Genomic DNA, 21302 nt, shown 5'->3' on the forward strand with positions numbered 1-21302 from the left:
ATAAGAGAGAAACAAATACAGGTTGGTGTTAACATGGCAGAAGAGTCAAAACAAATATATGGCGGGCAAGCGGTCATAGAAGGAGTTATGTTTGGCGGTAGAGAATATACTGTTACAGCGGTTCGTCGTAAAGATAAATCGATCGAATTTTATCGATTACCACGCGTTCGTAATAAAGTATTATCTATCCTAAAAAAAATTCCATTTTTACGAGGGATTGCCGCTATTGTGGATGCAAGTGCGAATGGAGCAAAGCATTTAAACTTCGCTTCTGAACGATTTGACGTCCACCCAGAAGATGATGAACAAATTGCTAATAAAAAAGAAGAACAATCAAAATTAACGATGGTATTAGGAGTTGCAGCTGTTGGCGTTTTATCTTTCATATTCGGTAAAGTCATTTTCACAGCAGTTCCTGCACTATTAGCTGAATTAACAAGACCGATTTTCCCATCTCATACTGGGCAAATCATTGTCGAAAGTGTCATTAAGCTCATGCTATTATTGAGCTATATATACTTTATTTCTTTAACCCCACTTATTAAGCGGGTATTTCAGTATCACGGTGCAGAGCATAAGGTAATCAATGCTTATGAGAATGACCTTCCTCTGACTGTAGAAAACGTTCAAAAGCAAACTCGTCTCCATTATAGATGCGGCAGTAGCTTTATTATATTTACAGTCATTATTGGAATGTTCGTTTATTTCCTAGTCCCTACAGATCCTCTTTGGGCACGAGTTATAAACAGAATTTTATTAATTCCAGTTGTACTTGGTATTTCTTTTGAAGTATTGCAATTTACAAATCGATTACGAGATATTCCCGTATTACGCGTACTTGGATATCCTGGATTATGGCTACAACTATTAACAACGAAAGAACCAACAGATGATCAAGTGGAAGTAGCAATTGCATCGTTTGAAGAATTATTACGTTTAGAGAACAAACAATAATTATTTAAAAATGGTGTTCAACTCCTTTCCTCATCGTTAATATACTAATTTTAATATACGTTTTTAGGAGGTGTCCCTTATGAACGGTCGTTCGTTTACTTTCGCTATATTTGTGCTTATTATCGGATTGGCAATATTCGGCCTTGTTTCATCTGTTATTACAAATCCCATGGGTGTATTAAGAAATATCGGGTACATGTTACTTGTTGTCGGTATCTTTTACTTGCTATACAAGATGTTTACAAATTCCAGTGGTTCTGCAAATTCGCAAAGCTCATATAAGCGTGCGGCAAAACAATCGAACCGCAAACATGGGAAACAAAATGTAGCACCCCTAGGCAATTCTTTCTTTAAGTCAAATACTTCTAATGACAAAAGTAAAAAAGGGAATTCTTCCACTTTGAAACGAAAAAGAAAACAGTCTCATTTAACTGTCATTGAAGGCAAAAAAAGCAAAAAGAAAGACCGTGCTTCCTTTTAGGAAATACGGTCTTTTTTTATACTTTGAAGCACTTCTTTTAAACTTTTCTCTCTCATACTTTCAATTCGAAGATGATGATTTTCAAATGGTAAATTCCGTGTCACATCATTAGGTACCACAACGCACGTTAATCCCGCTGCAATTGCTGCTCTCAATCCATTTAATGAATCTTCAAACACAACAGCTTCAGACGGCTTAATTCCTAATTCTTCTATTGCAATTCGATAAAGAGCTGGATCTGGTTTTACCTTCTCAACATCTTCTCTCGTTTTAATAACTTCAAAATAATCTCGAATCTGTAGCTCTTCTAAAAAATGAATAACCCATTCTCTAGACGAACTAGAAGCTAGTGCGATTTTTAATCCCATTTCTTTCGCTTCTTCTAAATATTCTTTTACCCCGTCACGAGCTTTTGGTATTTTCATTTTCTCTTTATGTAAAGTTGCCACTTTTTCTTTTAATGCACTTTTGTTAAACTTCTCTTTTAATTGATCATTTAAATATGCATAAAGTACCTCATCTGTTGTTCCAATGCATTTCGCAAATTCCTCTAAAGGTAGTTCTTCGCCGTATTCACGAACAGCATCTCTGAAAGAGTGAAACCATATCGTTTCTGTGTCCACAATTAATCCATCAAAATCAAAAATAATTGCTTTCATAATTCTCCCATCCTTTTCGAATTGAAATAAAAAAGGAAACGCCATACGTTCCCCTTAATTACTTTTCTCTTCATTTGCTCTTTGAACACCGCGAAGTGTTTCCACTCGGACTGCATCTTGTTCAAAGTATTCCACTAAATCACCAATGCGATCAATCGCTTCCCAACTTAAATGATGCTCAATTCCTTCTACATCATTGTAAATTTTACCTTCATCCACACCGATAATACGCATAAATTGCTCTAGCAAGTCATGACGATATACGAGACGTTCTCCGATTTTTTTACCTTTTGTTGTTAATACAAGCCCTCTATATTTTTCATAAATTAGATATTCATCTTTGTCTAATTTTTGCACCATTTTTGTTACAGAGGATGGATGTACACTAAGCGCTTCAGCAATATCAGATACGCGGGCATAACCCTTTTCATCAATCAACAAATAAATTTGTTCAATATAATCTTCCATACTAGGGGTAGGCATCGGTTTCCTCCATCCAAGTTCATTTTGCTTATTCCGTACGAAGCAATCAATAAAATGATACACCAGAAAGAATAACGTGACAAGGTGGAAACGAGCCTAAATATATAAAACAAAAAAGAATCTGTATTTGCATACAGACTCCCCTTAAGTAAAGTATTGTATTTCTGCATTAGGAAAAAACTCATTTATATAACCTCTTATCGTTTCTTCCAATACTGCTGCTTCATCTTTTTTATATACGTATTTTCCGATGCCGTATCGTCCCCATTTATATTTACGCTTCTCCTCATCCATTTCAAGTTTCGTCTTCGGATAACGCTCTTGAATGACCTTTTTTGCCGGTTTTGTAAAGCGATGTTGAATTAATTCAAATGTTAAATTTGGTATCGACAAATCTTTTAGTGCATTGTACAGTCGCTCAAATAGTTCACGGTATCCTTCTTCCCACCCTTCATGCATATAAAGCGGCGCAACTATAAATCCAAGTGGATAACCCGCACCTGCTACTTTACGTGCAGCCTCTATTCGCTCCTCAAACGGCGATGTCCCTGGTTCAAAATTTTTAATTACATATCGTGAATTTATACTAAATCGAAAACGAGTTTTCCCATTATGCTTTGCATCTAATAAATGATCAACGTGCGAATATTTCGTGACGAAACGTAAGCGCCCATATTCACTTTCTCCAATGAATTCAATCGCCCGCTTTAATGCATGTGTTAAATGATCAATTCCAACAATGTCTGATGTACACGCTGCTTCAAATCTTGTTATTTCAGGTGCCCTTTCATCCATATATTGCTTTGCCTTCTCAAATATTTCATCAAGATTGACATACACACGAACGTAAGGCTTACTCCCAAGTGTCGTTTGCAAATAGCAATAATGACAATGTCCCATACACCCTGTTGCGAGCGGAATTGCATATTCAGCTGACGGTTTTGACGTATCAAACTTTAGCGTCTTCCTCACTCCAACGACAAGTGTAGCCTTTGCATTACGATACTTTTGCAAATCATTTTCTCCTGGCAAATTTCTAATTTGATTATGTGATGTCGTTTCACGAATTTCTAATCCCATCTTCGTAAACTTCTCATAAAGCTCTTTTCCAAGTGGATATTCAAGTGCCTTTGGTTCAAAGTAAACGAGTTTTGGCATAAATGGTTTCATATGCTTCCCTCCTCTCGTTAGTATGGGAAGCATTGAAAAATTAACACGCATTAAAGTTTTCCACTTCAGTAACTTGCTTTGCAAGTTACTGAATGTTATAATTTGGATAACAGCTACCTTGCAACGCAAGTTACCTAAATAAAAGGTGGTGAAATCATGCACAGCCAAATGTTAAAAGGTGTGCTCGAAGGTTGCATCCTATACATTATTTCACAAGAAGAAGTGTACGGATATGAACTGAGTACAAAATTAAATAAGCACGGCTTTACATTCGTAAGCGAAGGAAGCATATATCCGTTATTGTTACGTATGCAAAAAGAAAAATTGATTGAAGGAACATTAAAAGCTTCCTCACTCGGTCCAAAGCGAAAATATTATCACGTAACCGATAAAGGGTTAGAACAACTTGAAGAATTTAAACAAAGCTGGGGAATGGTTTCTACTACGGTAAATAACTTATTACAGGGGGAGTGATAGGGATGAATGCACAAGACATGATTGAATAATAAAAAACGTGAGCTTCTAACTTCCGAAAACGAGGCTGCTTATGGTGATATGTTAGTATATCTTCGAATATCAAACGTACCCGAGCAACAAATGGAGGAACTGTTACTAGAAATATTAGATCACCTCATCGAAGCACAAGCAGAAAATAAAAACGCTTATGACATCTTTGGAGATAATTTACAATCTTATTGCGATGAACTTATATCAGCTTTACCAACTCAAACAAAGTTAGAAAAAACTTCTTTAATTGGATTTTCTATTAGCTTACTTCTTGCTATACAGTTTGGCATAAATGCAATTATTTCATTTTTTATGTTTCTCTTTGAAAAAAACAATACATTATCAAGTCCGCCTTTTAGCATCCTTGGAACTACTTTGTCTGTTTCAATAATTATACTAGGTATACTATTTATTTTATATTTATTAAAGCGTTACTCCTTTGATCAGAAAATGAATTGGAAAAGAAGAATTCTATTTGGATTCGCATTTGCTACTCCATTTTGTTCCGCTGTATTCTTAAATATTTATTTCCAAAAGCAACCTTATCTCATTTACCATCTAAACTTTTGGCAAAGTGCCTTAATTGCTATCTTATTTTTTATTTTATATAAATTACTATACAAAAAATCAAATTTTTAACAGCCCTTCAAAAGGCTGTTTTTCTTCTGTCTAATTTTACAAATTGAAAAATTTCATAAAGAAAATAAGAAAAATGCAAAATAATTAAAGTTAATTGTTGACGTGATGCTTTTATTATCGGTATCATAAATCTTCGTGAGCAATTATTTTTCGTTATACGATTTTTTTATTATTACTGAATTTTTGAGAGGAGAAATTAGATGTCAGTTAAGAAGAAAACGCAAGTACGCACCGGCAAAATGGTACGTGAACTAATGTTAGCAGACGAAGATGTAAATGCTTCGCTAATTATGGTATATAGTGAAAACGGTGTAAACGCAGAAATTAAAATCGAGGGCTTAACGCCGAAATGTAACGAAGAATTATTTTTGAGCGGAAACGTGGATTGGAACAAGAGTGTTATTTATAAAATTGTTGATTTCACTGGAAACGCTGAAGTTGGTAAAGTTACATTAACAGCGATGAACAAAAACAATGTTTCTCTAGAAATTGAACGCGTTATGTGGAGTAAAGAAAATAAAGACGCTGCCGAGCAAGAAGAAACACAGGTAGAAGCAGCGCCGAAAAAAGAAGTAGTTGTAGAAGCTCCAAAAGCAATTCCACCCGCTCCTAAGCCTGTTACGCGTGTGGAAACACCTGCTATGGCACCTAAGCCTACTCCGGTACCGACACCGAAGCCAGTAAGTGTAGAAGCGGCTGTAGAACTAACTACTCCAGCACCTGTGAAAAAAGTAGTCCCTACTCCAGTTACAAAGCAAGAAACAGCACCGGTTGCTCCTGCAAAACCGAAGCAGCCTGCTTTGACTGAAACAAATTCAAAACTACAAGAAAATTATGTTAAACTCGTGAAAAAGACAATTGAAGTTTGTCAAGATTACGAGCTTGGCATCGACATAGATGATTCTATTGAAAGCTTAAAAGAAGAACTACAAAGCCAAGGTATTAGCGTTACATTTGACAAAGAAATTATGGACGTTGTAAGTCGCCTTCGTTCTTTACAAGATAAAGGAATCAAAGTAGAAAAAGTACTTAATTTACTATAAAAAAATAAGAGGTGGCAATTGCCATCTCTTATTTTTTATAATTCCACTCATTACTTTCATACTTCTCTTTCGCTAACGTTTGAACTTCATGTAACTGTTCTTCTGTTAATTCATATGGAACAAGTTCTACATCCAATCCTTTTTCAAACCCAATTTCAAACGCTTTAATTAACTGTTCTATCGTAAATGTACGGTCTGTTAATTCATTAATTGCTACCGCTTTAGAAGAAAACATACTTTTCATACGTTCCTTCACACGTTCATTTGGGAATAAAAATAGATCATATAGTTCATCTAAATCAATTTCTAATGGAATCGATCCATGCTGTAAAATAACACCTTTTTGACGTGTTTGAGCACTACCAGCAATTTTTCTTCCTTCCACTACAATTTCATACCAAGATGGTGCATCAAAACATACGCCTGAACGTGGATTTTTTAAATTTTCACGATCTGCTTCTGTTTTTGGAACTGCATAATATGCTTCTAGCCCTAATGCCTTAAAACCATCTAATAAGCCTTGCGAAATAACACGATACGCTTCTGTAACTGTTTTCGGCATATTCGGATGATCTTCAGACACAATAACACTATACGTTAACTCTTTGTCATGTAGTACACCCCTGCCGCCTGTTTGACGACGAACGAATCCATATTTCTTTTCGTTAACTACATCCATATTAATATCTTTTTCAACACGTTGAAAATATCCAACTGTTAATGTTGGTACTTCCCATTCATAAAAACGAATTGTTGGTGGCATTTTCTTTTCACTTTGCCAATTTAATAAACATTCATCTAACGCCATATTAAATGCCGGTGAACATTGACCAGAGTTAATATAACACCATTTTTCTTTTCCCATCCTGCACCTCATATAACCAAGTATTTTTCACATTCTCTAGTCTACCAAATTCGACAAAATTTGTGAAAGAATACGAAATTTCTTCTTATATGCAAATGAATCTGTTGCATAAATACATATGGGCATTATAATATTGAAAGTAGGATAAGAAAAAAGGGAGCGATAGAATCGTGTCAACAACTTGGATTATTTTATTAGCCGTAATCGTAGCATTCATCGGCTACACTGTATGGATGTACTTCTATCAGAAAAAATTAATTAAAACTCTTACAGAAGAAGAATTTCGCGCTGGCTACCGTAAAGCACAGCTTATCGATATTCGTGAAACAGATGAATATAACGCAGGGCACATTTTAGGTGCACGTAACATTCCGTTATCACAAATTCGCCTTCGCCATAAAGAACTTCGTCAAGATCAACCTGTTTACTTATATTGCCAAAGCGGATTCCGTACAGGTCGTGCAGCGCAATACTTAAAAAAACAAGGCTACAAAGATTTCTACCAATTACAAGGTGGATTTAAATCTTGGACAGGCAAAATTAAAAAGAAATAATAACATACAAAAAACTAGCTGAATAAATCAGCTAGTTTTTTCATTTCATCTTATTCGCAATGTATAATAAATTTTGCTTAATCGTGTCTTTATCGCTCTCTTCTACATTCCGATACAATAGCTGATATTCAATTCCTTTCTCTTTCCATAGAAGCGTAGCAAATTCGTCACCACGTTCATAATCATCTTTATTTTTAAAATAAGCAGACGTTCCATTATTTAGTTTCATTTGTTCTTGAAATCGCTTCTCTTCCACGAAATCCGGAAAACTATAAGGAAAGTTCGCGACATTTAACTCAATATACTCATTTCTACCTTGCTCCTGCTGTTTATATTTAATCGTTAAGACAGCCTTCTTTTTCCCAAGCGTTCTTACTTCACCCTTTACATCACTTATAATGTCGTACGGTAAAAACGTTGGAACTTTAAACTTCACCGGAAAATATTTTGGAATTTCCTTTAGCGGAATAGGATCCGTAACACGATCCATAGCTCCTCCTGTTGTTCCCACAAAGTGTTTTTCTTCTTGCATCGTTTGCTGAAACGAACACGAACTAAGTACAAAACTAGAAAACACGAAACAAATGATTCTTTTTTTCAATTTGTTTCCGCCCTTTCATACCGCTCTCTTAACGAACGAAGCGTTGATCCCGCACTAACGGCCCGATTAGTGCCGGCTAATAATCAGTGGGGGATGGCGCCCACTGATTAAAGTTTCACTTTATATGCTCTTCATATTCGCTTTGTCACCAAACTACACCTTTGAAAACTTTCCACGTTATTCTCACACATTTTGACAACACTTTTTGCAAACAAAAAAGACCCCTATCATTCTTACGCCCAAGTGAAAAGGTTACGCGAATAAAAAGAAGTCTTATTAATACCATAGTTTGTGAAAAGCTTTTCAGGTCAAGATTTTTTCTTTCTTATTATTTTCCCTTTATAATAAGAGAAAGAGGTGATACATATGGCCAATATAAAACAAATTGCTAAAACTGCTGGTGTATCGATATCAACTGTTTCTCGTGTCCTGAATAATCACCCTTACGTAAAAGAAGAAAAGCGTAAGCGTGTTCTAGATGCTGTTGAAGAATTAAACTACGCAAAAAATATAAATGCTGTCCATTTAATAAGAGGGAAAACATATACAATTGGCGTTATGCTCCCTTTCATTAACCTCCCCTACTTCAGTACCATTATTGAAGGAATTGGTAACGAAGCATTATTAGCTGGGTATCACATTAATTTATGCCAAACAAATTACGATAGCCTTGAAGAAATTCGTGTTCTTGAAATGATGAAAATGAAACAATTTGATGGGATGATTATTTGCTCCCGGACGAGCTCTTGGGAACAAATCGAACCTTTCGCAAAATTTGCCCCTATTATTTCATGTGAAAAAATGAACCATCCCCTCATTTCATCCATCTACGTAGATCATTATGAAGGCTTTCGTCTCGGTACTACCTATTTACTAAGTAAAGGCCATGAAAAGATCGGAATTTGTTTAGCGAGAAAAACAAGTGTAAATTCCATGGAGCGTGAAAAGGCGTTCGCCGATACACTTTGTAACGAAGGGAAGACGTTGCATCCTGAATGGATTTTCCACCAATGCTATACAATGCAGGACGGAGCACAAATACTCCATCGTATTTTAAATATGAAAAATCGTCCAACTGCTATTTTCACAGCGAACGATCAAGTTGCAGCTGGTTTATTAACAGAGGCTCGAAAACATGGCATCCTAGTACCTGAAGACCTTGCTATCCTTGGATTTGATAATCATGAAATTTCAAAGGCATTAGAAATTTCCACAATTGAACATCCCGGTCTCGCAATGGGCTCACATGCTTTTTCTTTATTCCATAAGCAGATTCAAAGCGAGCAAATTGTCGGCAGTGCAAAAGAGCTTTCATTCCATTTAATTAAGCGAGAGACTGTCTAAAAAGAGCGTTACCTATAACGCTCTTTTTCAGCTCTTCACCTATTGACATTATATTTTTCATCTCATATAATTAACCTAACGAACGGTAGGTAGGGGATGAAAATGACAGCAAACCGCATTAAAGCTGTAGCACTTTCTCATTTCGCACGCTACGGCTATGAAGGAACTTCATTGGCAAATATTGCTCAAGAAGTTGGGATTAAAAAACCATCGATTTACGCACACTTTAAAGGAAAAGAAGAGCTATATTTCATATGCTTAGAATCTGCTCTTCAAAAAGATTTGCAGAGCTTCACAGGCGATATCGAAAGCTTTTCCAATTCGTCCACTGAAGAATTGCTTTTAAAATTATTAAAAGGCTATGCAAAACGATTTGGTGAAAGTGAAGAATCGATGTTTTGGTTACGAACTTCTTATTTTCCGCCTGATGCATTTCGCGAACAAATTATTGATAAAGCAAATGTACACATTGAAAACGTCGGAAAACTTTTATTCCCTGTATTTAAAAGAGCAAGCGAACAAGATGAGCTGCATAACATTGAAGTAAAAGACGCCTTAGAGGCTTTTCTATGCTTACTCGATGGTCTTATGGTTGAACTATTATACGCAGGTTTAAATCGTTTTGAGACACGTTTAGACGCTTCTTGGAAAGTATTTTGGCGCGGACTTTCAAACTGACGGATTGCTCCTTTGCAATGCGTCGTTTTTAAGCACTTTACCTAACGACTGGTAGGAAGGAGAAATGACATATGGCATGGATTTATGTAATCATCGCTGGTATTATTGAAATCTTTTGGGTGATTGGACTAAAAAAAGCGGAGGCACCACTTGAGTGGGCTGGTGTTGCTCTATTAATTACAATTAGTTTCGTCTTATTATTTAGAGCTTATAAAGATTTACCTGTCGGCACTGTATATGCAGTCTTCACAGGAATCGGAGCTGGCGGAATCGTTCTTACAGAGATTTTCATCTTCGGAGAACCTTTCTCTATTGTAAAAGTTTTATTAATCGGTTTAATCTTCTTCGGAGTAATTGGTCTAAAACGAGTAACAGAAGAAAAAGAAACGAAGGAGGCTGCATAAAATGGCTTGGGTATTTTTAATTCTAGCTGGTATGTGTGAAATTATTGGTGTACTCTTTATGAAAGTAGCCACTGAAAAGAAAGGCTGGGCACCAAAAGTTATTTTAATCGCTAACTTCGGCGTAAGCTTCTTCTTCTTATCTCTTGCGATGAACACGTTACCGATGGGAACTGCTTACGCGATTTGGACTGGAATCGGAACTGCTGGAAGTGCACTTCTAGGCATTCTCATTTTCCGAGAATCAGCGGATTGGCGTCGTCTTGCTTTCTTAAGCTGCATTTTATGCGGCGCTGTTGGCTTAAAACTATTAAGCTAACGTGAGGTGAATGTCATGTGGAAAGAAAAAGGGAATCAACTGTTAGCATGGATTACACTCGGGATTGTCATTCTATTACAAATAAGTTTTCATATAATAGAATCATTGTTTCATAAAGTATTATCCATTCTCACATTCTTTCCTAACATGACACTTGAAATTATATCGATTGTTTGGTCCATTATCGCCTCCATTGCAATCGTCATTATATGGAGTATCGCCAAACTGTGGAATACATTATTTAAAAAGGACAGTACTTCTGAAAAAGAGTAACTGTCCTTTTTTATATTCATTCAGATTTTCTATAAAAGTTAGATGCAATAAGACAAAACAGACCAACTATGACAATACTTATACCAATCCCTTTATGCAAATTAGGCAACGGTGATGGTATGTCTGAATAAAAATTTGCTAATATGAGACCGATTGAAACGAAAAGTACCCCTATTCTATATAACCATTTTCTTTTGTTCATCATTCTCCCCTCCTAAAATTTTTCATACACTCCTTTCTTTTGGACAGACTACCTAAAAAAGGAGTGAATAATATGCCAAATTCTATACATAAACAAATCCTATTTTTATTTTTCCTATTTCTTATTCTCATCATCGTTTTCAGCTTTATATTACATACTCCAAAAGATGTGCCAAATAGCGTTTCTTTTTATAAACTACTGCTCTCGTATTGTCGTTATTGAAGAACGTGCCTTTTGAAATTTCCCCAAGAAAAAAAGACCAACATTTCCCTGTTGGTCTTTCGTATATGTATCACTTTTCAAAGCGATCTAACATCTCGTCTCTCATTCCGAAACTTACTACTGCAATTCCTATATACATAAACAGAAGGAATGCCGGATGAACCGTGTTGTACCAGCTGCTGTCAACGATTAAGTAAATCGTTAATGCCACAACAAGAACAAACGCTAAGATAAACATATAAAAGTGTCTTGTACTACCCATGATAAACTCCTCTCTTCTCACTTCACCATTCAACAGTTTATTTTATCGAATAATTCGATATGACTCAAGGTTAACTTTCTGTTATGTAATCAAGTTCCACCTTTACAATGTCCTCACATGCTATTGAAATGATTGTTCCTTGTTTATCAATTGCCGTCACTTCTCTATTATCCATTACACGATTTACTACTCTTTCTAACACTTTCCCTTGGTCTCGATAGCAAAATTCTTTTACATCTTTAATTGTTTCTCCATTTTCTAAATGGTATACCATTCTATAACATCGATATCCCACACTTTCACCCCCGTCTTGCTCGTTTTTTCACATATACATAAAAATGAGTAATTTTTGCCTCATCACATCTTCTTAATTTCAATAAAATTCTAACAAAAATAAATACTTTTATCAAACCGACTTTTTCAACAAAACTACCTATAAAACTACACCTTTACACCATTAGGAAACAAAAAATATAATTTTTTAACATTTTCTTCACTATTTCTGCACAAATTCTCCATACAAAAAAAGAACCCGCCGCAGCGAGTTCTTTTTTTGTTATTCTAATCAAACTTGTACAGGAGCTGGCTTTGCATAACGTAAAACTGGTTTACGTGCAGCCATCGTTTCGTCTAAACGTTTAATGACTGTCGTATGCGGTGCTTCTTGTACAACTTCTGGATTTTCTTCTACTTCTTTAGCGATTTGAATCATCTTATCAATGAAACCATCTAATGTTTCTTTTGATTCTGTTTCTGTCGGCTCAATCATAATACATTCTTCCACATTTAATGGGAAGTAAATTGTTGGTGGATGGTAACCGAAATCAAGCAGACGTTTTGCAATATCTAATGTACGTACGCCAAGTTTCTTTTGACGACGACCTGATAATACAAATTCATGCTTACAATGTCTATCGAATGGAAGATCGTAGAATGGCGCTAATCTTCTCATCATATAGTTCGCATTTAATACAGCATACTCAGTTACTGCACGCAAGCCATCTGGACCCATAGAGCGAATATACGTGTATGCACGAACGTTAATTCCGAAGTTACCATAGAATGGCTTCACACGACCAATTGCTTCTGGACGGTCGTAGTTGAAGTGATAACCATTTTCCGTTTTTTCTAAAATCGGTTTTGGTAAGTACGGAATTAAATCAGCTTTCACACCTACTGGACCAGAACCTGGGCCACCACCGCCGTGAGGACCTGTAAATGTTTTATGAAGGTTTAAATGCACAACGTCAAATCCCATATCTCCTGGGCGCGCTTGGCTTAATACCGCATTTAAGTTTGCACCATCATAGTATAATTTACCGCCTGCATTATGGACAATTTCTGCCATTTCTAAAATATTTTCTTCAAATAGACCTAATGTATTAGGATTTGTTAACATAAGTGCTGCTGTTTCTTCATTGACAACACGTTTTAAGTCTTCTAAATCAACAAGGCCATTTTCATTTGATTTTACTGTAATTGTTTCAAAACCAGCTACAGTTGCAGATGCTGGATTCGTTCCGTGAGCAGAGTCAGGCACAATTACTTTCGTACGGTTAAAGTCACCATTTGCTTCATGGTATGCACGAATTAACATTAAACCTGTCCATTCTCCGTGTGCACCAGCTGCTGGTTGTAAAGTAACAGTATCCATACCTGTAATTTCGATTAAATGCTCTTGTAAGTCGTACATTAATTCCATTGCACCTTGTACTGTCTTTTCATCTTGCAGTGGATGAATATTTGCAAATCCTGCGAAACGAGCTACACTCTCATTAATTTTCGGATTATATTTCATCGTACAAGATCCAAGTGGATAGAATCCAGAATCAACACCGTGGTTACGGTTTGAAAGTGCTGTATAGTGGCGCATAATATCAAGTTCAGATACTTCTGGTAGCTCTGCATCTTCTACTCGAATATAATCGCTCTCAAACACATCTTCTAGTTTCACTTCTTCTACATCTAATTTGGGTAAGCTATATCCTACGCGTCCTTCTTTAGTCACTTCAAAGATAAGTGCTTGGTCTTGGTTCTTCATTGGATAGCCCCCATTTCGTTTACAAGTGTGTCAATTTCCTCTTTCGTACGAAGCTCAGTTACCGCTACAAGCATATGGTTTTCATGCTCTTTATAATCACGGCCTAGATCGTAACCGCCGATAATATTCTTTTGTAATAATGCATCGTTTACTTCTTTCACTGGACGTTTGCAATCTACAACAAACTCATTGAAGAATGGTCCAGCAAATGTTACAGTAAAGCCTTTCGCTTCAAATTGACGTTTTGCATATTGTGCTTTAGAAATGTTTTGACGTGCCATTTCTTTCACACCTTGTTTGCCAAGTGCCGTCATTGCAACAGAAGCTGCTAATGCATTTAACGCTTGGTTTGAACAAATGTTAGATGTCGCTTTATCACGGCGAATATGCTGTTCACGTGCTTGTAACGTTAATACAAATCCACGTTTACCATCTGAATCTACAGTTTGTCCAACAAGACGTCCTGGAATTTTACGCATAAATGCTTTCGTTGTTGCAAAGTAACCACAATGCGGTCCACCAAACTGCGTTGGGATACCAAATGGTTGTGCATCACCGATTACAATATCAGCACCAAATTTCCCTGGTGGTGTTAATGCGCCTAATGATAATGGATTTGAAGAAACGATAAATAATGATTTTTGTTGATGAACGATTTTTTCAATATCAGCTAATTTTTCAACTTGTCCAAAGAAGTTTGGATATTGAACGATTACACAAGCAACTGTATCATCTACTTCACTTTGTAATACGTCTAAATCTGTTACACCATCTTTATGATTAATTTCAACAACTTCAAGATTTTGACCTTTTGCATACGTTTCAAGTACTGCTCTTGATTCTGGATGAACCGCGCTAGATACAAGAATTTTCTTTTTGCGAGTATGGCCAGCTGCTAACATTGCCGCTTCAGCTAAAGCTGTACCCCCGTCATACATAGAAGAGTTTGCTACATCCATTCCTGTTAATTCACAAATCATTGTTTGGAATTCAAAGATTGCTTGTAATTCCCCTTGTGAAATTTCCGGTTGGTATGGTGTGTAAGCTGTATAAAATTCTGAGCGAGAAATAACATGATCTACAATTACTGGAGCATAATGATCGTATACGCCTGCTCCTAAGAAAGAAGCGTATTCTTTTAAGTTAGCATTTTTACTAGCCATTTGAGATAGCTCTTTTAAAAGCTCTGGCTCTGATTTTGCTTCTTTAATTTTTAAATCCCCTTTAAAACGAACACTCTCTGGAATATCAGAGAATAATTCATCGATCGTTTGAACGCCGATCGTTTGTAACATTTCTTTTTTGTCTTCTTCTGTCATTGGAAGATAACGATGCAACATGAAATCTACCCCTCTCCCCGTTACTTTGAACGTTTGTAAAATGGTGTTGGAACAACTACTGCTTTGACGCGTTTATTACGAATTTCAATTTCTACTTCTGTATCAACTGCTGCGTATTTTACATCAATTAGTGCTAAACCAATGCTTTTCTTTAACGTTGGAGATTGTGTACCACTCGTTACTTCCCCAATTTTTTCTTCACCAATAAATACAGGGTAATGCGTACGAGGAATTCCACGTTCGATTACTTCGATGCCGACTAATTTACGAGGCGCACCGTTTTCTTTTTGCTCTTTTAACGTTGCTTTTCCAAAGAAGTCTGCTTCTTTATTTGTTTTTACCGCAAAGCCAATTCCAGCCTCAATCGGTGTAATATCTTTTGATAATTCTTGTCCATAAAGTGGTAATGTTGCTTCGAATCGAAGTGTATCACGAGCACCTAAACCACATGCTTTTAAGCCCTCTTCTGCTCCAATTTCAAGAAGTTTCTCCCAAAGTTTTGCAGCATCTTCACTCTTACAGTAAATTTCGAATCCATCTTCACCTGTGTAACCTGTACGAGATACAAGTGCTGGAATTCCATCTACAAGAATATTGTTTTTAAATTTAAAGAACTTAATTTCTTTCAAATCTTCTGACACAACTTTTTGTAAAATGCCTTCTGCTTTTGGTCCTTGAATTGCAAGCTGTGCAACTTCACTAGAAACATTGACTACTGTCGCATCGCCAATTACATGACTTGCTAACCATTCGTAATCTTTCTCTATATTTGATGCATTGATTACTAATAAATAGTCTTCTTCACCACGTTTGTAGATTAATAAATCATCTACTGTACCACCATTTTCGTAGCACATAGCTGTATATTGTGCGCCCCCTACCTTTAAGGTAGATACGTCATTTGTAACAACACGTTGTAAAAATGCTAAACTATCTACACCTTTTACTTCAACTTCTCCCATATGAGACACGTCGAACAAACCTGCAGCTGTACGTACAGCTTCGTGTTCTTCTTTAATGCTTGAAAATTGAACTGGTAATTCCCAACCACCGAAGTCGATTGTTTTCCCACCATACTTCGCGTATACATCAAATAACGGTGTACGTTGTAATGTAATCATGCTCTCTCCCCCTTATGCTTTGACAAATCAATAAAAGTTGCTTCCTTTTTCTAAACATTTTCATTCTGAAAAGATAGGATATACGGAATCTCATTATATTTTTTTATGAAAGCGTAAATAAAAAATCACTTTCTTGGATAAAATACGAAAGATTCCACACATTTCACACCATTATCCTAACATCATTCGCTATATTTCATCAATATTCTAGCATAAAAAATAATTTAGAATTTTTTATGTTAAAACACAATAAATACAGCTTTTGAGATTTAATACTTTATTATTGTCTATCATATAGCCTTTAATAACGATAATTATGCCTTCTTTTGAGGCAAATCATCATACATTAAAAAATAATTACTTTAGTTTATAAAAGGTGGGAGAGTCGTAATGAATGTCGATATTTCCGTAGATCGGACGTGGCAAAACAATTTTTTAAATAGAATTGATGAAGATGGTCCTTGGACAAACTGGGATTTATATCACTTAGCTTATGAAACAGAAAAATCGTTACTTGTTCCTACTTTTGATGGACTACAAGCACCGAAACATTTATCCCATTTCACGCCGCTTCCGCATCAATTAGAAGTCGCTCAAAATGTAATTGAACAAATGAATGGTAAAGCGATTCTAGCAGATGAAGTAGGTCTTGGAAAAACAATCGAAGCTGGACTTATTTTGAAAGAATACATGGTCCGCGGGCTTGTGAAAAAGGTACTTATACTTGTCCCAGCTTCTCTCGTATCACAATGGGCATACGAGCTGAATACAAAGTTTTTCATTCCCGCTGTAGCACAAAAGAAAAGCTACTCGTGGGAACAAGCTGACGTAATCGTATCATCAATTGATACTGCGAAACGTTCACCACATCGCGATATCGTGTTGAACTTAGAATATGACCTTATTATTATCGATGAAGCACATAAACTGAAAAATAATAAAACAAAAAACTATGAATTTGCACAACGATTAAAAAAGAAGTTTTGTTTATTACTAACCGCTACTCCTGTTCAAAATAAGATTGATGAAATTTTTAACCTTGTTTCTTTATTAAAGCCAGGACATCTAGGCAATCAATCCAACTTTGAAGAATATTACGCTTCCAAAAATCGTTCAGCCGAATCAGATGAAGACTTAAAAGCTCTCATTAACAAAGTAATGGTGCGAAATAGACGACATAATACCGGTATCGATTGGCCGAAGAGACATGTACGTACAATTTTTGTTGAGTTTAATGAACAAGAACAAGCTCTATATAATGATATCGAAAATTGGCGAGGACAAGACGCCTTCACATCTGCTTTCTCATCGTTAACTTTAAAACGGGAAGCGTGTAGTAGTCGTGAGGCTGTTTACTATTCATTGAAAAAGCATGTAGAAAAAAGACAGAAAGAAAATGAACATTATATAAAAGATCCACATATCGATGTGCTAATGGACAAAATTAATCATATTCCTTTCAACTCGAAAGCAACTAAAGCTCTAGAGCTTATAAAAGAAATTGACGATAAAGTCGTCATTTTCACAGAATATCGAGCATCACAAATGTACTTACAATGGTTTTTACAACAACACGGTATTTCTTCCGTTCCATTCCGCGGCGGATTTAAACGCGGGAAGAAAGATTGGATGAAGGAACTTTTCCAAAATCGTGCCCAAGTGTTAATTGCAACGGAAGCTGGCGGAGAAGGCATTAACTTACAGTTTTGTAGCCATATGATCAATTATGATTTGCCATGGAATCCAATGCGTCTTGAGCAAAGAATCGGGCGTATTCACCGTCTCGGTCAAAAGAATGATGTTCATATTTATAACTTAGCTACAAAGCATACTGTTGAAGAACATATTTTGAAACTGTTATATGAAAAAATCAACTTATTCGAGCGTGTTATCGGTGAACTCGATGAAATTTTAACGAGAATTAATATGAAAAACATCGACGCGCACATTCAAGAAATTTTCGCGCAATCAAAAAGCGAAGGTGAAATTAGAATTAAGATGGAAAACTTAACATCTATTATCGACTTTGCGAAACGAAATGAAGCTGAGGTGCAAGGCTATGCAGCAACATGAAATTCATAATTACTTATACAATTTCTTTGAGGCGAATAACTGTGAAATTTTAGAACGTTCTCCTCATTTATTAGATGTACAGTTAACAATTGAGATGGATAAATTATTAATGAATCGCCCTTTTTATTGGCACTATCTTGAGAAAACAGGAGGCGTACCGAATCCGATGCGCCTTACTCTTATTACAAATCCAGAAAATGAAGAAAATGAAAAAAATGATGGTGAGCTTATTCACTACGGTTCACCACGTCTACATCAAATTTTCCAAACGACAAAAGAATTAGGCTCTTACATACGTTTATATGAGGATGTAAGACATAATGGGGCAACACATACACCGCTCCACCCTTGGCTCGGTATTAATATAAAAGTTTCCTATCAATGTGATCGAAAAAAAGACATCCTTCACTCGATTGGCATTCATCTCATTTCTGGAACAATGATGGCAAACTTTCATGAAACATTAACAAACATTAAACTTACACCAAAAATACCTGATTTTTGTTTTACGCTCTCGCCCATCATTAAACCTCAAAGTGGTTTACAACGCATAGAAGACGCTTTAAAAAATATAATTGCAGAAGATGACCATACGTGGGCAAAAGAAGCAAGAGTGCGTTGGAATCATGATCTAGACCTTTTAAACCGTTTTTATGAAGAAAGTGACGAACTTCCTGAGAGCTATGAAATTGAAAAACAAGCTCTGCAAGAACAGTATGAACCACGTATTACAGTGCAAATTATTAACGGTGGCCTTTTTTATGTTACCGCGAATCATTTTCTATCTTGAAGAAGCTCCTTCTGCTTTAGAAGGAGCCTCTTTTGAGCTATTTTCTACCCTACTCGCTATCGCCACTACGCTCTTGCTGTTTTTTCTGTGCCATACGTTTCTGCTGTGCACGATCCTTTGCGCTCACATGATTTGCATCAGTTGGAAGATTTTCTTTCGAACGTCCAATTCCATTGCTCATCTTTCCCACTCCTTTTTGCGTTTTTCAAAATACATGTTTATTTTCAGCTAGAGTTTCAATCCTTATACAAAAAAATAAGAGCAGCCATTGGCTACTCTTACTCGCTCACATATTTTTGAAACATATCATGGATGCCTTTATTTACTAGGTTCGAGATCTGCTCGTCAGATTTATTCGGATAACGATCACGCAATCTGATAGATGCCTTCACCATTAAATTTTCTAATACAGAACGGCCACCTTCTCCATAAATAATTTCAGCATATTTAACAAGCCTTCCATCCTCTACTGTTGCTGGATTATGATTGAAGAAAAATTTACTCATTGTCTCCACCTCTCTCTTTTGATAACGTTTACATTTATATAGATTATTTATGTTATTTATTTCACAATATTGTATGCATGTATATTTAATTAGTTTCATTATAAAGCAACATATCGATAGTAAATATGTGATTTTCCGTCCATTTTGTGAACAAACTAAAAATGAAAGCGTTTCCTTTATTATATACTAAAAAAACTTACTACGCTAGGGGCAATTTTTTTCAATCTACTAATCCCTCAAAAATTGATATATTTTTTCTTTTCCCATTAAACCTTATACAATTTTCAGAAATTATATTATAAAATATATGTATGACTTAAGGAGGCTTTGTATGAATCAAAATAAAAAAGCTATATTAGATCTTGTCTTTTATCTCGTAATCCCATTCCTCATTTGGAAATTTGCAAAACCTTATATCGATCCTTATTACGCGATGTTACTTTCCTCTGTTCCGGGGATTATTTATACACTGTATACCTTTAAAAAAGAAAAACAGTTTAACGTGACAGGATTATTTATTTTAATTACACTCATTTCTAATACAACGGTAGATCTATTATCTGGGTCAGCTGAACGAATGTTATGGAACGATGCGTATTATCACATCGTACTCGGTATTATCGTCATATGTACAATTTTTATAAAAAAACCACTTATGTTATATTTCGCAGCAGATATTGCAGCGCTGCAAGGCCATGACCGCGATAAAAGTCGTGAGCTTTATCGTGATAGTCGTATATATCCAGCACTGCAATATTTAACGTTATTTTTCGGGCTACAATTTATATTAAAAAGCTTTTTAAAAATTTATTTCATCTCTGTTTTTGGTGTAGATGGCTACGGTGAAATGAGAGCGATTATGACCGCTGTCGGCTGGGGCATTTCTATTTGTATCGGAATAGGGTTCGTATGGGTGAACAATAAAATACATGCCGTTACGGAAGAACAAGAATCCGTGCAGTAAACAAAGATCCCCTAGTGTATTACGACACTAGGGGATCTTTGTTTTGCTAGACATATGACTAAAATTTAACTTGATTTTTTTCTTTTACTTTTTACATTTCGATAAAACAAAGCAGCACTCAGCGGCATAACACCAAACCACTTATTCATAAATGGCTCTTTTTCAGCACGGCGTTGTTCTTTCTTTTGTTTTCGATCTTCTTTTGGAGCATCCATATACGACACAAACTGCTGCGTCACAAAGCGAACATAATCATTAGTAGACATATTATCATCACCTCTACTTGATTAGTATGTCCACTTTTTTATACATTAATCTTTTCCTTTAATTCATTCATAATTTGCTTTACAGACTTATTTGTCGTATCGATATGAATATGAGCCTCTTCATAATAAGCTCGGCGTGATTCAAATTTCTTTACGAATGCATCTATATCTTTCTTTTGAAATAGTGGACGTGTCGTATCTTCACGAAGCCTTTCTGCAATTACATTTGGATCACAATATAAATACACGACAGTTCCGTTCTCTTTCATCCACTTGCGATTTTCCGCTCGTTCAATAATTCCCCCACCAGTTGTAATAATGACATTATGGACTGGTAGCGAACGTAACATTTCGCTTTCATATTCCCGAAAAGTCATTTCGCCTTCTTCGGCAAAAATATCACGAATTGCCTTCTTTTGCTTCTCTTCGATTTTTTGATCAGTATCTACAACATCCATTTGAAGTTCTTGACTTAATGCTTTTCCAATTGTTGTTTTCCCTGCTCCCATATAGCCGGTTATGTATATAGATTTCATTTTCTGTC

General features: G+C 35.9%; 29 protein-coding genes and 1 pseudogene. 15 read left to right on the forward strand and 15 right to left on the reverse strand.

The window, feature by feature from the left end; translation table 11 throughout:
- Positions 1-33 precede the first annotated feature (33 nt).
- Positions 34-954 (forward strand): DUF1385 domain-containing protein, encoded by a 921-nt coding sequence (locus tag CN409_RS15940; protein ID WP_000807119.1) that lies wholly within the window; start codon positions 34-36, stop codon positions 952-954.
- 79 nt (positions 955-1033) lie between these two features.
- Positions 1034-1435, forward strand: a complete 402-nt coding sequence (locus tag CN409_RS15945; RefSeq protein WP_001014463.1) for an SA1362 family protein — start codon at positions 1034-1036, stop codon at positions 1433-1435.
- Here CN409_RS15945 and CN409_RS15950 read toward each other — a convergent pair.
- The 3 genes from CN409_RS15950 to splB all read right to left on the reverse strand — a co-directional run bounded on the left by CN409_RS15950 (position 1432) and on the right by splB (position 3747).
- On the reverse strand, positions 1432-2094 hold the full coding sequence (locus CN409_RS15950) for an HAD family hydrolase (protein WP_014894887.1): 663 nt from the start codon (positions 2092-2094) through the stop codon (positions 1432-1434). The two genes, CN409_RS15945 and CN409_RS15950, sit on opposite strands and share 4 nt — an antisense overlap.
- Before the next feature lie 54 nt (positions 2095-2148).
- Positions 2149-2577: a transcriptional regulator MntR gene (gene mntR / locus CN409_RS15955; RefSeq protein WP_001143081.1), complete on the reverse strand. Its 429-nt coding sequence runs from the start codon at positions 2575-2577 to the stop codon at positions 2149-2151.
- Between the two features lie 144 nt (positions 2578-2721).
- On the reverse strand, positions 2722-3747 hold the full coding sequence (gene splB / locus CN409_RS15960) for a spore photoproduct lyase (RefSeq protein ID WP_000802106.1): 1026 nt from the start codon (positions 3745-3747) through the stop codon (positions 2722-2724).
- Between the two features lie 156 nt (positions 3748-3903).
- Between splB and CN409_RS15965 the strand changes: the two genes are divergently transcribed.
- The 3 genes and pseudogenes from CN409_RS15965 (at position 3904) to CN409_RS15975 (ending at position 5936) form a co-directional block, all read left to right on the forward strand.
- Entirely contained in the window at positions 3904-4221 is a 318-nt protein-coding gene (locus CN409_RS15965) for a PadR family transcriptional regulator (protein ID WP_000556083.1), read from the forward strand.
- A gap of 5 nt (positions 4222-4226) precedes the next feature.
- Positions 4227-4893, forward strand: a pseudogene (locus CN409_RS15970) (DUF1129 family protein).
- Positions 4894-5093: 200 nt separating this feature from the next.
- A complete protein-coding gene (locus CN409_RS15975) occupies positions 5094-5936 on the forward strand; it encodes a hypothetical protein (RefSeq protein WP_000111891.1) in 843 nt (280 codons plus the stop codon).
- Positions 5937-5964: 28 nt separating this feature from the next.
- Here CN409_RS15975 and CN409_RS15980 read toward each other — a convergent pair whose 3' ends face one another.
- Positions 5965-6801 (reverse strand): lipoate--protein ligase family protein, encoded by an 837-nt coding sequence (locus tag CN409_RS15980; protein WP_000514076.1) that lies wholly within the window; start codon positions 6799-6801, stop codon positions 5965-5967.
- 170 nt (positions 6802-6971) lie between these two features.
- On the opposite strand from CN409_RS15980, the gene CN409_RS15985 reads away from it, so the two are divergent.
- Positions 6972-7355: a rhodanese-like domain-containing protein gene (locus CN409_RS15985; RefSeq protein ID WP_000108654.1), complete on the forward strand. Its 384-nt coding sequence runs from the start codon at positions 6972-6974 to the stop codon at positions 7353-7355.
- Between the two features lie 40 nt (positions 7356-7395).
- On the opposite strand, the gene CN409_RS15990 is transcribed toward CN409_RS15985, so the two are convergent.
- Complete coding sequence (locus CN409_RS15990) at positions 7396-7932, reverse strand: hypothetical protein (RefSeq protein WP_033668925.1); 537 nt, start codon at positions 7930-7932, stop codon at positions 7396-7398.
- A 390-nt stretch (positions 7933-8322) separates the two neighbouring features.
- Between CN409_RS15990 and CN409_RS15995 the strand changes: the two genes are divergently transcribed.
- From CN409_RS15995 to CN409_RS16015, 5 genes are all read left to right on the forward strand, one after another.
- Entirely contained in the window at positions 8323-9300 is a 978-nt protein-coding gene (locus CN409_RS15995) for a LacI family DNA-binding transcriptional regulator (RefSeq protein WP_086390490.1), read from the forward strand.
- Between the two features lie 96 nt (positions 9301-9396).
- Complete coding sequence (locus tag CN409_RS16000; RefSeq protein WP_002082177.1) at positions 9397-9978, forward strand: TetR/AcrR family transcriptional regulator; 582 nt, start codon at positions 9397-9399, stop codon at positions 9976-9978.
- A 71-nt stretch (positions 9979-10049) separates the two neighbouring features.
- A complete protein-coding gene (locus CN409_RS16005; RefSeq protein ID WP_000312340.1) occupies positions 10050-10382 on the forward strand; it encodes a DMT family transporter in 333 nt (110 codons plus the stop codon).
- Position 10383: 1 nt separating this feature from the next.
- On the forward strand, positions 10384-10698 hold the full coding sequence (locus CN409_RS16010) for a DMT family transporter (protein ID WP_086390489.1): 315 nt from the start codon (positions 10384-10386) through the stop codon (positions 10696-10698).
- Between the two features lie 15 nt (positions 10699-10713).
- Entirely contained in the window at positions 10714-10971 is a 258-nt protein-coding gene (locus tag CN409_RS16015; protein WP_086390488.1) for a DUF3975 family protein, read from the forward strand.
- Between the two features lie 16 nt (positions 10972-10987).
- Here the strand turns inward: CN409_RS16015 and CN409_RS16020 are convergent, their stop codons facing one another.
- The 6 genes from CN409_RS16020 to gcvT form a co-directional block, all read right to left on the reverse strand.
- A complete protein-coding gene (locus tag CN409_RS16020; RefSeq protein ID WP_086390487.1) occupies positions 10988-11176 on the reverse strand; it encodes a hypothetical protein in 189 nt (62 codons plus the stop codon).
- Between the two features lie 289 nt (positions 11177-11465).
- Complete coding sequence (locus CN409_RS16030) at positions 11466-11657, reverse strand: hypothetical protein (RefSeq protein WP_000535933.1); 192 nt, start codon at positions 11655-11657, stop codon at positions 11466-11468.
- Between the two features lie 70 nt (positions 11658-11727).
- Positions 11728-11931: a DUF3929 family protein gene (locus tag CN409_RS16035; protein ID WP_140161792.1), complete on the reverse strand. Its 204-nt coding sequence runs from the start codon at positions 11929-11931 to the stop codon at positions 11728-11730.
- Positions 11932-12222: 291 nt separating this feature from the next.
- Complete coding sequence (gcvPB, locus tag CN409_RS16045; RefSeq protein ID WP_000795712.1) at positions 12223-13698, reverse strand: aminomethyl-transferring glycine dehydrogenase subunit 2; 1476 nt, start codon at positions 13696-13698, stop codon at positions 12223-12225.
- The gene (gcvPA, locus tag CN409_RS16050; RefSeq protein ID WP_000903240.1) at positions 13695-15038 is read right to left on the reverse strand and encodes an aminomethyl-transferring glycine dehydrogenase subunit 1; all 1344 of its coding nucleotides are present in this window, start codon (positions 15036-15038) and stop codon (positions 13695-13697) included. The genes gcvPB and gcvPA overlap by 4 nt, the downstream gene beginning before the upstream one ends.
- Positions 15039-15058: 20 nt before the next feature.
- Positions 15059-16159, reverse strand: a complete 1101-nt coding sequence (gcvT, locus tag CN409_RS16055; protein WP_086390485.1) for a glycine cleavage system aminomethyltransferase GcvT — start codon at positions 16157-16159, stop codon at positions 15059-15061.
- 390 nt (positions 16160-16549) lie between these two features.
- Here gcvT and CN409_RS16060 point away from each other — a divergent pair, with 390 nt between their 5' ends.
- Together CN409_RS16060 and CN409_RS16065 are read left to right on the forward strand one after the other, a co-directional pair.
- Positions 16550-18232: a DEAD/DEAH box helicase gene (locus CN409_RS16060; protein WP_001100040.1), complete on the forward strand. Its 1683-nt coding sequence runs from the start codon at positions 16550-16552 to the stop codon at positions 18230-18232.
- Positions 18219-19022, forward strand: a complete 804-nt coding sequence (locus CN409_RS16065; RefSeq protein ID WP_086390484.1) for a YqhG family protein — start codon at positions 18219-18221, stop codon at positions 19020-19022. Before CN409_RS16060 ends, CN409_RS16065 begins: the two co-directional genes overlap by 14 nt.
- Before the next feature lie 49 nt (positions 19023-19071).
- Here the strand turns inward: CN409_RS16065 and CN409_RS32555 are convergent, their stop codons facing one another.
- Positions 19072-19203 (reverse strand): hypothetical protein, encoded by a 132-nt coding sequence (locus CN409_RS32555; protein ID WP_000064665.1) that lies wholly within the window; start codon positions 19201-19203, stop codon positions 19072-19074.
- A 97-nt stretch (positions 19204-19300) separates the two neighbouring features.
- A complete protein-coding gene (locus CN409_RS16075) occupies positions 19301-19528 on the reverse strand; it encodes a hypothetical protein (protein ID WP_000032702.1) in 228 nt (75 codons plus the stop codon).
- A gap of 73 nt (positions 19529-19601) precedes the next feature.
- On the opposite strand from CN409_RS16075, the gene CN409_RS16080 reads away from it, so the two are divergent.
- Positions 19602-19718: a hypothetical protein gene (locus CN409_RS16080; protein ID WP_003279814.1), complete on the forward strand. Its 117-nt coding sequence runs from the start codon at positions 19602-19604 to the stop codon at positions 19716-19718.
- A 141-nt stretch (positions 19719-19859) separates the two neighbouring features.
- A complete protein-coding gene (locus CN409_RS16085) occupies positions 19860-20492 on the forward strand; it encodes a VC0807 family protein (RefSeq protein ID WP_086390483.1) in 633 nt (210 codons plus the stop codon).
- 65 nt (positions 20493-20557) lie between these two features.
- On the opposite strand, the gene CN409_RS16090 is transcribed toward CN409_RS16085, so the two are convergent.
- Both CN409_RS16090 and CN409_RS16095 read right to left on the reverse strand, forming a co-directional pair.
- Complete coding sequence (locus CN409_RS16090; RefSeq protein ID WP_000106083.1) at positions 20558-20758, reverse strand: YqzE family protein; 201 nt, start codon at positions 20756-20758, stop codon at positions 20558-20560.
- Between the two features lie 38 nt (positions 20759-20796).
- Positions 20797-21294 carry a shikimate kinase gene (locus CN409_RS16095; RefSeq protein WP_000836666.1) on the reverse strand — a complete coding sequence of 166 codons (498 nt, stop codon included), beginning with the start codon at positions 21292-21294 and terminating at the stop codon, positions 20797-20799.
- Positions 21295-21302: the final 8 nt, after the last annotated feature.

Source organism: Bacillus sp. AFS012607, assembly GCF_002558005.1.
Taxonomy (GTDB): Bacteria; Bacillota; Bacilli; order Bacillales; family Bacillaceae_G; genus Bacillus_A; species Bacillus_A thuringiensis_S.